This window comes from Phyllobacterium sophorae, assembly GCF_003010965.1.
Lineage (GTDB): Bacteria > Pseudomonadota > Alphaproteobacteria > Rhizobiales > Rhizobiaceae > Phyllobacterium > Phyllobacterium sophorae.
On record NZ_PGGM01000019.1, the window covers coordinates 27,668 to 40,147 of the forward strand.

The 12,480-nt window shown below is 56.3% G+C and carries 9 protein-coding genes; 3 read left to right on the top strand and 6 right to left on the bottom strand.

Features of this window, described 5'->3' with window-relative positions; translation table 11 throughout:
- The first annotated feature begins 30 nt into the window (after positions 1–30).
- Complete coding sequence (araD, locus tag CU103_RS28150) at positions 31–1,761, top strand: L-arabinonate dehydratase (RefSeq protein WP_425350670.1); 1,731 nt, start codon at positions 31–33, stop codon at positions 1,759–1,761.
- 16 nt (positions 1,762–1,777) lie between these two features.
- Positions 1,778–2,503: a ribonuclease activity regulator RraA gene (locus tag CU103_RS28155; protein WP_106667408.1), complete on the top strand. Its 726-nt coding sequence runs from the start codon at positions 1,778–1,780 to the stop codon at positions 2,501–2,503.
- Positions 2,504–3,152: 649 nt separating this feature from the next.
- On the opposite strand, the gene CU103_RS28160 is transcribed toward CU103_RS28155, so the two are convergent.
- The 3 genes from CU103_RS28160 to CU103_RS28170 all read right to left on the bottom strand — a co-directional run bounded on the left by CU103_RS28160 (position 3,153) and on the right by CU103_RS28170 (position 6,790).
- On the bottom strand, positions 3,153–4,898 hold the full coding sequence (locus CU103_RS28160; protein ID WP_106667350.1) for a TRAP transporter large permease: 1,746 nt from the start codon (positions 4,896–4,898) through the stop codon (positions 3,153–3,155).
- Positions 4,895–5,563 (bottom strand): TRAP transporter small permease subunit, encoded by a 669-nt coding sequence (locus tag CU103_RS28165; RefSeq protein WP_106667409.1) that lies wholly within the window; start codon positions 5,561–5,563, stop codon positions 4,895–4,897. The genes CU103_RS28160 and CU103_RS28165 overlap by 4 nt, the downstream gene beginning before the upstream one ends.
- A gap of 81 nt (positions 5,564–5,644) precedes the next feature.
- Positions 5,645–6,790, bottom strand: coding sequence for a TRAP transporter substrate-binding protein (locus tag CU103_RS28170; RefSeq protein WP_106667351.1), 1,146 nt, complete (start codon positions 6,788–6,790; stop codon positions 5,645–5,647).
- Between the two features lie 651 nt (positions 6,791–7,441).
- On the opposite strand from CU103_RS28170, the gene CU103_RS28180 reads away from it, so the two are divergent.
- The gene (locus CU103_RS28180) at positions 7,442–8,284 is read left to right on the top strand and encodes a GNAT family N-acetyltransferase (protein WP_106667353.1); all 843 of its coding nucleotides are present in this window, start codon (positions 7,442–7,444) and stop codon (positions 8,282–8,284) included.
- A 49-nt stretch (positions 8,285–8,333) separates the two neighbouring features.
- Here the strand turns inward: CU103_RS28180 and CU103_RS28185 are convergent, their stop codons facing one another.
- From CU103_RS28185 to CU103_RS28195, 3 genes are all read right to left on the bottom strand, one after another.
- Positions 8,334–9,443, bottom strand: a complete 1,110-nt coding sequence (locus CU103_RS28185; protein WP_162707185.1) for a glycosyltransferase — start codon at positions 9,441–9,443, stop codon at positions 8,334–8,336.
- A gap of 331 nt (positions 9,444–9,774) precedes the next feature.
- Positions 9,775–10,782, bottom strand: coding sequence for a glycosyltransferase family 2 protein (locus CU103_RS28190; protein ID WP_245449047.1), 1,008 nt, complete (start codon positions 10,780–10,782; stop codon positions 9,775–9,777).
- Between the two features lie 605 nt (positions 10,783–11,387).
- Positions 11,388–12,239: a class I SAM-dependent methyltransferase gene (locus CU103_RS28195; protein ID WP_146147883.1), complete on the bottom strand. Its 852-nt coding sequence runs from the start codon at positions 12,237–12,239 to the stop codon at positions 11,388–11,390.
- Positions 12,240–12,480 lie beyond the last annotated feature (241 nt).

Sequence of the window (12,480 nt, forward strand, 5' to 3'; positions counted from 1 at the left end):
CCATGACCTTGCAAGGCTGAGCAGATAAACATGAAGAAAATCCCGGACACATTGAGAAGCGCCCGATGGTTCGCTCCTGACGACCTGCGCAGCTCCGGCCATCGATCAAGAACCATGCAAATGGGTTATGCACCGGAAGAATGGACAGGAAAGCCGGTCATTGCCATCCTGAACACCTGGTCGGATGCCAACCCTTGCCATGCACACTTCAAACACCGTGTCGGGGACGTCAAGCGCGGTGTATTTCAGGCCGGCGGATTTCCGCTCGAATTGCCGGCCCTGTCCTTGTCGGAAAGCTACGTCAAGCCAACGACCATGCTTTATCGCAATATGCTGGCGATGGAGGTTGAAGAGCTTTTGCGCTCGCATCCGGTCGACGGTGCCGTGCTGATGGGTGGCTGCGACAAGACCACACCGGGTTTGGTCATGGGAGCCGTGAGCGCCGGCCTGCCGATGATCTATCTGCCGGCCGGCCCCATGCTGCGCGGCAACTACCGCGGAAAAGCTCTGGGTTCCGGTTCGGACGCCTGGAAATTCTGGGATGAACGGCGTGCAGGCAATCTATCGACCGATGAATGGGTCGAGGTGGAAGCCGGAATCGCACGTTCCTACGGCCATTGCATGACCATGGGCACGGCCAGCACCATGACAGCGATTGCCGAGGCACTCGGATTGACCTTGCCCGGGGCGAGTTCCATTCCGGCGGCAGATTCCAATCACATCCGCATGTCTTCCGCGGTGGGAAGGCGGATCGTCGGCATGGTTTGGGACGACCTGATCCCGAGCGAGATTTTGACCAGGGCGGCCGTAGACAATGCCGTTTGTGTCGCCATGGCCACCGGATGCTCGACCAATGCCATTGTCCATCTCGTTGCAATGGCGCGCCGGGCAGGGGTCAACCTGACAATGGACGATCTTGATCAAGCGGGCCGGACCACCCCGGTTCTGGCAAACATAAGGCCAACGGGCGATAGCTATCTGATGGAAGATTTCTACTATGCCGGCGGTTTGCGAGCGCTCATGGCAAAACTTGCATCAAGGCTCGATCTTTCGGTGCTCACAGTCTCCGGCCATACGCTCGGGGAAACGCTGGAGGGGGCCAAATGTTTCAATGACGACGTTATCCGCTCGCTCGACAACCCTGTCTATCAGGAAGGCTCGCTTGCGGTCTTGAGGGGCAACCTCGCGCCCACCGGCGCTGTCATGAAGCCAGCGGCATGCGATCCAAGGCTGCATCAGCATCAGGGTCCGGCATTGGTTTTCGACAGCTACCCTGAAATGAAGGCAGCCATCGACGACGAAAACCTCGACGTGACGCCCGATCATATCCTGGTGTTGCGTGGGGCGGGCCCGCAGGGCGGACCCGGCATGCCGGAGTGGGGCATGTTGCCGATGCCCAAGGCCCTGCTCAAGCAGGGATATCGCGACATGCTGCGTCTGTCCGATGCGCGCATGAGCGGGACCAGCTATGGGGCCTGCGTTCTGCACGTGTCGCCGGAATCGCATGTCGGGGGACCGCTGGCACTTTTGCGGTCAGGCGACATCGTGCGGCTTGACCTGAATGCGCGCCGTATCGACATGCTGGTCGATGACCGTGAAATCGAACGCCGTCGTTCACAATGGCAAAAACCCGCCGACAAGGCCGGCCGCGGCTATGGCTGGATGTTTGCCAAACACGTGGGCCAGGCCGACACGGGGGCGGATTTTGACTTTCTCGAAACAGCCTTTGGGCCCTCGGCTCCTGAACCGGATATTTACTGACATGCAAGGACAGCGAATGACTAACTATGATCTGGGCGATGCAACGCGCAAGAAGCTGATGGGCGTGGCCACGCCAACAATTGCGACGGCGCTGTTCAAGCGCGGGCTGCGCAATCAGTTCATTCAAGACGTGCGACCACTGTCCGCAAAAAAAACCAACATGGTCGGGCAGGCCTTTACCTTGCGCTATATACCGGCCCGCGAGGACCTTAACACGATCGAGGTGTTCCGCGATCCCAACCATCCGCAGCGCGCCGCGGTGGAGCAATGTCCGCAGGGAAGTGTCCTGGTGATGGACAGTCGCAAGGATGCCCGGGCAGCTTCGGCCGGCTCCATACTGATATCAAGGCTGCAGGTGCGGGGTGTGGCAGGTGTCGTTACCGACGGAGGCTTCCGCGACAGCCCTGAGATTGCCAATTTGACCATTCACGCTTACCACAATCGTCCTTCGGCGCCAACCAACCTGACCCATCACCAAGCCTACGATATCAACGTCCCAATCGGCTGCGGCGATGTCGCTGTCTTTCCGGGCGATGTGCTCGTTGGGGACAATGAAGGGGTCATGGTTATTCCGGCCCATCTCGCCGACGAGATTGCCGACGAAACGGTCGAGATGACGGCCTATGAAGATTTTGTCACCGAGCAAGTCATGAATGGCGCAACGATCATCGGGCTTTACCCAGCCACAAGCGAAAAACCGAAGATCGATTTTGCCGCCTGGCGACAAAAGAACGGACGATAAGAATCTAAAAAAGGCGGATTTCGGTTTTCTCGCAAACGTTAAGCACAGCTGTCTATGGCAGCGCTTTGATGGCATGCGGAACACCAAAACGATGCATCACCAAGCAAGGTGTTGCAGCCGGGTTACGCGAATGCGGATCCCGCCAGTAACCCTGTTCGCTGATCTTCGTGCGCCAGTCTAACCCTCCACCATGTTAATCGTAGATCATCATGAGCAGGTTCGTTACGATTATCAGGCCGATGGTTGTAAGCGACATAAAGGCAATGAGGTCATTCATCGACAGCACCCTCCGTGGATGCGGCTACGATGCAATTATAGGGCCTTCGGCTCATTCGGGGAAATGGTCTTTTGTCGCTGCGCCTTAAGACGCTGTCCCCGATAAAAAGAGCCGGACTGAACAGTCCGGCAATTGTGAAGGCTGAGAACCTTCATGGGGGAACAGCCGACGCGGGAAAAATGGGGGAACCGCTACGGCTTGCGCGAGTGTAGCGCATCGTCCGTGTATTGCAACCAAGAGTTGAAAATCCATGCGCTGCACACCTTGTCCGTTTTCAAGGGTCTGCGCGGCGGCATGGCATGCGGACCGCACCAGTTCACGCGGATGGGCCCTTTTAGTTTGGGTTCGGCGGTTAAGGCAGGGCGGTCGCCCTTAACCGCCATAAAGGTAGTTCGGAAGCCAGAGCGTTATGCCGGGCCAGATATACATGATGATCATGCACACGATGACGATCAGCATGTAGGGCATCATGCCGGCAAATATTTGATTGAGTGTGACATGCGCTGGGGAGACACCCTTTAGATAGAACGCCGACATGGCGACGGGCGGCGACAGGAACGCCGCCTGTAAATTCACGAAAACCAGCACTCCCCAAAGAACCGGGTCGATGTTGAAATGCTTCAGCATCGGTAGAAAGATCGGCACGAAGATGATGATGATCTCGGTCCATTCGAGCGGCCAGCCAAGAATGAATATGATAGCTTGCGACAGGATCATGAACTGGATGGGCGACAGGTCAAGCGACAGGACCCATTGCTCGAGCAGCGCCTGACCGCCAAGAATTGCGAAAACAGCCGAAAACAGTGCCGATCCAACAAAGAGCCAACACACCATGGCCGTCGTCTTCGCGGTCAAAAACACCGCTTCCTTGGTGCGCTTCCAGTTGAGCGTTCGCGCCTGAAACGCCAGCAGAAAGGCCCCGGCGGCACCGACTGCCGCGGACTCGGTAGCCGTCGTGATTCCAAACAGGATGACGGCGAGCACGACCGCGGTGAGAATGCCAAGCGGCATGACGGAGGAGGTCAGAAGCTTAACAACCTCCAACCGCTCGGCATTCATGTTCCGGTAGTAGCGGCCGAGTATCAGCGCAGCCAACACGGCAATGAGGGCGAACGCGATGTAAAAACCGCTCGCCGGCCCAGCAGCCGTCGTGGGGGCCGCCTCCACGACCGGTGAGCCGAGCTGCTCCAATCCGGATGGAGCTTCAAGTTCGCTCGATGCTTGCGGATGGATAACGACATACCACCAAACGAGCAAAAGGGTGAATGTCGTCAGGGCGAAAGGTATCAGAGCGGCACTGAAATTCTTCAACAGTTTCCAATAGGTAAGGCGTCCATTGTCTGTCATGAGGGCCATGGCTCTGGATGGCGCGAGCAATGCCGAAAAAAGTCCAACAAGCATATTGCGTGAGTAGAGCGTCTGAAAGCTTCGCATCCAGGCCGGCACGGGAACCTTTGTTTGTTGCTCCGTCAAGGGGGGAGCGATCCTTGGGTTGATTGTCGCCCAGGCAAGAATGTAGACGAGATAAAGGAAAGCCAGGAAAAATCCGGGAAACATCGCGGCGGCATAGAGCTTTACAACGGACTGTCCTGCGACTGCCGCATAGACGATAATCATGACAGACGGCGGGATCAGGATACCCAGTGTGCCACCCGCGGTGATCACGCCAGAAGCAAGCTTGACATCGTATCCGGCCCGCAGCATCGGGTTGAAAGCAATCACGCCCATCAAGACCACCACCGCCCCAACGAGACCACTGGCGATACCCCAGAACGTGCACACGATGAGCGTGGCAACGGCCAGGGATGCCGGCACACGCCGGAACGAAAGCTGGATGCTGTAGAACATCTTGTCGACCAATGCTCCGCGTTCCATCACGTAACCCATGAGCACGAACAGCGGGATGGAAATCAGAACGTCGTTGGTCATGGCCCCATAAGTGCGCTGCACCATCAGGTCGAAGACGCGATTATCTATCCAGTGCTCGGCGGGGTTGTAGAACGCGTAGAAGCCGAAAAACATGCCAAGGCCCATCAGGGTGAAGGCCGTCGGAAATCCCATGATGATAACGACTACGATGAGCATGAGCATCGTGATTCCAAGAACTGGATCACTCACGTTTGCAAATCTCCCCCCGAACCACGTTTGCGCGCCGTCTCGTCGATTTGCTGTGCCCGCTCGATCGCGACTTTGCGCGTTTCCTCATCCACGTGCTCGCTGTGCGCGAGTTGCTCCTCGACCACGTCAATTTCAGCCACATCCTTGAGCCGGCTGGGCCATTCCCCCGTCTTGAGGCAAACGAGACAACGAACAATTTCCGCCAGGCCCTGGAGCATCACCAGGGCCCCAGCCAATGGAATGATCGATTTGAAGTAGTAGATCGGCGGGCCTTCTGCGGTCACGGTTGAATGCTCGCCGATCCGCCATGAAAGTGCTGCGTAGTCGTAGCCTGCGTAAACAAGGGCCGCGATCCCCGGCAGGAAAAAGACGATGTACAATATCAAATCAAGCCCCGCCTGCGTGCGTGGCCGCATCGAACTATAGAGAAAATCGCCGCGCACATGACCGTTCTGCGCCAGCGTGTACGCGCCGGCGAGCATGAATAACGAGCCATAGAACATGCTGCTGGCGTCGAATATCCACGCCGTCGGCATGTTCATGATATAGCGCTTGAAGACCTCGACGCAGACAAGCGTCATCAGTCCGATAATAAGCCACGCTGCGGCTTTTCCCACCCACACGCTGATTGCATCGACCGCATTCAGAAATTGCTGAACGTTCACACCTGCCCCCGATGGCGAGATATTTTTGCCGAACAAAGCATCCCGGTCATGTTCCCAACGATGCTTTGTTCGAACTGCGTCTTAGATTTTCTTTGCCGCCGCGTTCTCGCCGAAATAGTGATCGAACACCATCCGGCGGCTGACAACGGTGTCCTGTTCCCAACGCGTTGCCCGCTCGGCAAAGGCGAGCTGCGATTGGAGGATTTCCTTGAAAAGCGGGTTTTCGCCGGCCTTTTTCTTCACCACCTCGTCATAAACTTCCAACTGTTTCTTCAAGATCGCGTCCGGTGTCTTGTAGAATTTGACTTTGTCCGTCGTCTGCATCTCTCGATAATCTTTCGAATAGCGGTCAATTGCCTTCCAGTGCATATCCTGCGAAGCGGCCTCGACCGCATTGGCGATGATGGCCTTCATTTGTTCTGGCAGTGCGTCGTATTTCGTCCTGTTGAACAGGATCTCGAACTGCTCCGCATTTTGGTGATAGCTCTGGAGCATGCAGATCTTGGATACGTCAGGAAAACCAAGCACCCGGTCAGACGAGGCATTGTTGAATTCGGCCGCATCAAGCAGTCCGCGGTCCAGTGCCGAGACGATTTCGCCGCCCGGCAGTGCGTTGACCGCAGCGCCCAGACCCGTGAAGACATCAATGGAGATGCCAACGGTGCGGAACTTCATGCCATTGAGGTCTTCTGCCTTGGCAACGGGTTTCTTGAACCAGCCGAGCGGCTGAGTCGGCATGGGACCATACGGGAATGACACAACATTGGCACCTATGGAGTCATAGAGCTTTGCGAGGAGCTCCTTCCCGCCGCCATATTTGTGCCACGCCAGCAGCATGTTGGCATCCATCGCAAAGCCGGGGCCCGATCCCCATAGTGCCAGCGCCGTCTGTTTGCCGTAGTGGTAGACAAGCACGCCGTGGCCGCCGTCCAGCGTTCCTTGCGACACCGCATCAAGCAGGCCAAATGCAGGCACCACCGCGCCCGCCGGAAGCACTTCGATCTTGAGGTCTCCGCCGGTCATGTCATTGACCTTCTTGGCAAAATCGAGCGCGAACTCGTGGAAAATATCCTTGGAGGGCCATGTGCTCTGCCAGCGCATATTGACTGGCCCTTGCGCCTTGACGACACTTGGTGCAGCAACGATCGCCGCGCTGGCCATAGCCACACCGCCCAAGAACTTGCGGCGCGAGGTCTTGTCCCCTGTTTGGGTCCTTGATTTGGTCATTTGTTCCTCCCAAAAGCCCGGGCCTTCATGCCCAATTCAAACAATACTACTCAATGATTGCACAAGCAAAGACTACTTGATGAGTGCCAAAGCAATGAATCGAGCCGGGTCGCCTTCAAATACTAAAATTCAATATTGCTGGACTTGTTAAATTCTGACCGCTCTTTGACGAGGGCTCGCCCAGCCATTGAATGACTGCCTTGCCGAGGTAAAGACGGTCAGGGTGCATAGCGCACGGACTTGCCAATACGTCGTTTCGAACCCCGTAACGTGCGAAGGCGCAACATGTGCAACAGGGACGGCGCGATACGCAGCGCGAGGTGGCGATCGTCATCGCCCTCAAGGCCGGTCAAATGACTTCATGCCGGTTCTTCGGTTCTGCCGGCAGTATCGCGGCATTGCTGAAAAGGCCCCGGACCTGGTGGAAACTGCCAAAGAATTTAGCGCCGACAAGCCTTGGCGGGAAACCGGATTGCTCATGGTGTGGGCAAAAGTATCTCTATGCAGGATATTCAACATGCAACTACTATCGCAAGGCAACGCCTGACACACCGGCCAAAATACTACTGGCCACGTCGGCGAGGCGCCGAGCCATGGTGGCAATGGTGGACAACAGCTTCGCTAAGCTGGAAACTCTAAACAGGACCCGGGATGCCCGCGATCATTCGAAAAGCCGGCCGCGCCGAACTTGATATCATGATTGACTGGGCCGCAAGGGAGGGCTGGAATCCCGGCCTTGACGATGCCGCTGCCTTTTGGGCGGCAGACACGCAAGGATATTGGATTGCCGAAAAACACGGTGTTGTCGCGGCGGCGCTTTCCCTGGTCCGTTTTGATGCGACCTATGCCTTTCTCGGTTTCTACATTGCGCACCCGGATTATCGCGGCCAGGGCATCGGCTTTGCCCTCTGGCAAAAGGCGGTATCGAGCGCGGGAGACCGTACGATCGGGCTCGATGGCGTGGTGGCGCAGCAGGACCGCTACCGCAAATCGGGTTTCGTCTATGCGCATGCCAATTTACGCTATGGTGGCCAAGTCCAATGTGTTGAGCCACCGGGCACGGGGCTTGTTTGCGTCTCTCCGGTGCATGTGCCGATCCTGGTCGACTACGACGCGCGTTTCAATCCGGCCCGGCGCGATGCGTTCTTGCGCAAATGGCTGCTGCCCCTCGCAACGCGCAAGAGCGTTGCGTTCATCTGCAACGCACAGATCCTGGGCTACGGCACCATCCGCGCCTGCCGGGAGGGCCACAAGATTGGACCGCTGTTTGCCGATACGCAGACCAGCGCGGATCTCATCTTTCGCAAACTGGTGACGAGCGTCGGCGGTGGCCAGATCTTTCTCGATATCCCCGAGCCGAACGCCGCCGCGCAGGCGCTTTGCGATCGCTACAATCTGAAGCCGGTGTTCGAGACGGCACGGATGTATCGCGGCCGGGCGCCCGATTTACCCCTTGGACAAATCTACGGGATCACCACGTTCGAACTTGGATAAAGAGGGTGCATAGGGCTGCAGAACAGGGGACTTGCAGGCACATCGCTCCCTACGATTTATTGCCAGGATCGTCTGTGTCGCAAGGTTTGAGCCGCAATCTGAATCGTCCGAGGGAAGGACGGTCCGCTGACTTGGCAAGCCTTTCGAGGGTATCGATGGAAGATGAGAGGGAAAAACGCTCATAAACCCAGGGCTCGATTGCGTAAGGCACGGTTTCCAGATTTTGAATCTGGGATGCGAGCGCATCGCAATCCCCTACCGGTGACAACCATTGCGAATAGGGACCGGTGAGAATTTCCGCCGGGCCATAGGGGCAGTCCGTTGATAGTACGGGTGTGCCTACGATGAGGCTTTCGACCAGCACGTTCGGGAACCCTTCGAGGTCCGAGCAAAGGATGAGTCCATCGGCAGCCTGCATGTATGCATAGGGATTGTCGCGAAAGCCAAGGGCGATTACCCGATCAGCGACATTGAATTCTTGCGCAAGTTTGCTCGCTTCCTGCGGCTTGTCGGTGAGCAGCAACAATTTGCGCCCTGAACCGCTGCGGGCCAGCGCTTGGAACAACATATCGTGCCGCTTGGCCCCGGCGAAGCGCCCGACATGGATATAATAAGGCTCCTGCGGCAGATCGGCGGGAAGTTCGCTTGCCATCGCTCGAATACGCTCCACGTCAAACCCGTTATAGATGAGCGTGGATCGGCAGGGTGCCGCATTGAACGTCGATAAATCGTCGATGACACCTTGCGAAACACCGATGACCGGCTTGCCACGATAAACAGCTTGCAAGAGGCGCGTACGGCGTGCCCGCTTGCGTTTGTCGGTGACGGCTCCAAGCAGTTCCGTGGTCGCTATATGAATCCAGTGATAGACGTTCACCAGACCTGAACGTGCAACAACGCGGTCCGTTGGTGTCATGGATGAGGAAACAAAATCAAAAGGGCAGGTTCTTGTTTCTCGTTTGAACCATCGGCGCAACCTGAAGGCAAAGCGGACCTGCTGGAATACCGTGCGCAAACTATGGGTGGTTTCGGCGTCGAGTATCTCAAATCTTACACCCTCCGGGATCGTTCGTGTCTCTCCCTTGATCAGCGCCAGTATGGTTACCTCGTGCCCACGGCGCGCAAGTTCCCTTGAATAGCGTATCCGCGTGTTCGCCACACCATGCGGTCCCAAATCCTTTAAAACAAACAGAAATCGCACAAATCGCCCTCAATTGGCCACCTGCAAAGCCTATTGGAGGTGTCCTGTAAAGGTCAACTGATCGAGCGCGGCAATTTCGTTTCAAACGGGTCCGCTCCTGGTGCTAAAAAAGGAAGCGAGCCGTCCTCCCCGCTACCTTTCGATCAGGCTCGCCGAGGTACTTCCTGGTCTGCCATACCGGGCATGAAGAATGTTCATCCGGGTGTCCCGCGCCCAAAAGGTTCGGCAAACAGACTTTGCCAAGTCATTGCAAATCCAGCCGGTCGTTCATAAGCATTTGCAACCGCCGTTATTGTTCGGGCAAATGCGCAAAAAAACCCAAATCCGCAAGTTGACGCGAACTCTTAAACGAAACGGAGTGGGGCCCAGCCAAAGTCGCATCGTCGTGTGCGCTTAAAACCTCGACAACATTTTTATAGACGTGGGCACCACCATAGTATTGGCCATCGGCCACAGCCGCCTGCGCAAACAAAAGCGCATCGCTGAAGAATTTGAAGTGCAGCAAGGAGCCGAGGATGGGGGAAAAGTTTCGGTAATATGGCAAAGGTTTGTGAATGCTGGAGGCCAAAGCAAGAGGGTTTTGTACGTATAGCAAGGGGTACTTCATGAGCTCGACATGCTCATTGAGAATGCGCTTGCGCGGCCCCCCCGTAAGTGACATGGACCGATTGTCCCGTTTAAGATGGTACCCGCTCGCATCGAACATACTTGCAACTTGCCAGGGCATCACATCGCTCGACCCATCAAAAACCGCCGATGAGATGACACCTTCTGGATAAAGGTCAATCATGGGAGCAGGGCAATGCATGATCTTCAACGCCTCAAGTTGTGAGATCAATGTATGCAGAGACTTTTCCTCATAGCCATCATAGATAAAATATTCGTCGCAATCCACATTGAGATACCAGCGGCCGATACCGAACAGGCGGAACAGTTCCTGTCTCCACAATCTGCCACGATCTGCTTCGCCATAACGAATTGGCGAGCCGAACAGTTCAACGTCGGATTGCTTCAAAAGGATTTCACGTGTCGCGTCGGAAGATTGGTCATCCACGCACAAGAATCGTGTCACACCAAGCTGTCGGTAATGTGCAAGGAACGACGGCAGAAAGTTCTCAGCGTTGCGGGTTAAGAAAACCAACGGAATATCGCTGTTTGTCAGGGTCCGGATGTCGCCTGAACGCAGCGAGAAAATTGCAACCCGTCGGGCATTTCTCATTCGCAGTCGCGATTGAATTTTGAAGGTTTCCCAATGACTTGCCAACCGATGGATGAAAGAAACGGGGGAGGAATCCAATGCGATCTTCTTATGGGGAAACGGTTCTTCTCGCGGCACTTTTCAGGTAATTCCAATTTGTTGGCAACATGCAAGGCTTGAATGATGTCCGGAATGAAGGAGCACAGCTCGATTTTTCATCTGCATAACATATCAGGGCCCTGGATATCGATCGACTGCGCGCCGGTTTGCGATATGCGGCACCATAAGCTGAACCGACAAACGCATTCAAGGCAAAACGGTCGGCTTTGGCAGCGGCGAATGTCGCAGATGCCTGGGCGTTCCCCCAGACCGTGCGGCTCGATCAATTGATGAAGCAAGCTTCGCACCGCTTCACGTAGTGGCAGCGCCATTGCCGATCACCAGCCCGCGGATGGAGGCGCGGACGGTCCCGCGAATTCTCGGCCGCTGGCGTCGCTCGCATCAGCCACCACCGCATCGCGCGAGCACGAGGCCCTCGCCGTCGAAGTCGCTCTCGATTTCTCGCCGACGCAATTCCTTCAAACTCGGGTTGGCGAATGCCGTCTTCGGAGGTGGGCCCCGAGCGCCCGTGCACGACAAGGTCTCGATGGCCAGCGGCAGCGGTCGCTTTTGGGATGCGCTGCGGGCATGCCGTCGGTGCGGGCTTAACTCGGGAAGGGATCCGGGGTCATGCCGTAATCGATTGCCGGCTTCTCGAACCAGACACCGCTACCACCGACATAGCCGGACTTTTGCTGCACGGCGGCAACGACGGCTTCGGGTAACACCTCGGCGAGCTCGCGCTGGAACGTTCGCGCCGCATGCGCGCAAGCGAAGATCAGCGGGAATGCGAGGCCGAAGGCGAGCATATAGGTGCCGAGCATATACTGTTCGTTGTAGTATCGCTCCACCCAGGCGGGCGGATAGTCCCACGGCCAATAGACGTCGTGGATGCCGACAGTGGTCCCCGCCTTCAGCTCTGGAAGGATGTCGATGAAGAAGACGGTCACGTCGGAATTTTGAAAGCAGCGGTGGCTGCCGTCGAAAAAGACCACGCTGTCGGTGTCGAGCTGCGAGAACAGCGAAACATCGACGGATTCGACGCCCGAGCGAATAACCTCGTCGGCGATTGCATCGACTTCAGTGCGCGGCTCCGGGTCGATCGAGACGATCCGCGTCCCGAGACGGTGGTCCTCGATCGCACGACGGGCGAACTTGGTAGAGTTTCCCGAGCCGATCTCGACATAGGTCGGCGGATTGCGCTGTGCCAAGAGGTGATAGAGCATCATGCAATCGAGGCTGGGGAACCAACCGTTTATCCAGCGCGGTTGCAAGCTCTTGGCATCAGCTCCGATAGGAATTGCAGAAAAGAGAGTGCGATACTTTGCAAGATCCTTGACCATCTCGCGCATTTTCGCATCGTGATGCGAGAATATCGCCAGAATATGTTTGGAAATATCGCAGGCATATCCATAGCGCGGTCGAAAATCGGGCGGGAAATTGATATCCAGCTTCATGTCGATATCCTTTGCGGAAAAAATCAACTGTTCTCTGGTTTCAAAATACTTTCGACTTGATGTGGCGTAAGTGTGTCGAAGCTTGTACGGAACGAAGAAACGAGATGTTGGCGCGCACGAACAGCATCCTGGAACACCGTTGGTGTGGTTCGCCAATCCTTGTACCGTTTAATGCGACATCATTGGCAAACGAGCCCTCGTCTGCGGCTGGGAGTATATTCAATCAAGGATTGTTTTCCCG

Bases quoted from the DNA above. Each gene is read 5' to 3' on its own strand.
- CU103_RS28155 (WP_106667408.1), top strand. From the start codon at position 1,778: ATGACTAACTATGATCTGGGCGATGCAACGCGCAAGAAGCTGATGGGC.
- CU103_RS28195 (WP_146147883.1), bottom strand. From the start codon at position 12,239: ATGAAGCTGGATATCAATTTCCCGCCCGATTTTCGACCGCGCTATGGA.
- araD (WP_425350670.1), top strand. From the start codon at position 31: ATGAAGAAAATCCCGGACACATTGAGAAGCGCCCGATGGTTCGCTCCT.
- CU103_RS28170 (WP_106667351.1), bottom strand. From the start codon at position 6,790: ATGACCAAATCAAGGACCCAAACAGGGGACAAGACCTCGCGCCGCAAG.
- CU103_RS28180 (WP_106667353.1), top strand. From the start codon at position 7,442: ATGCCCGCGATCATTCGAAAAGCCGGCCGCGCCGAACTTGATATCATG.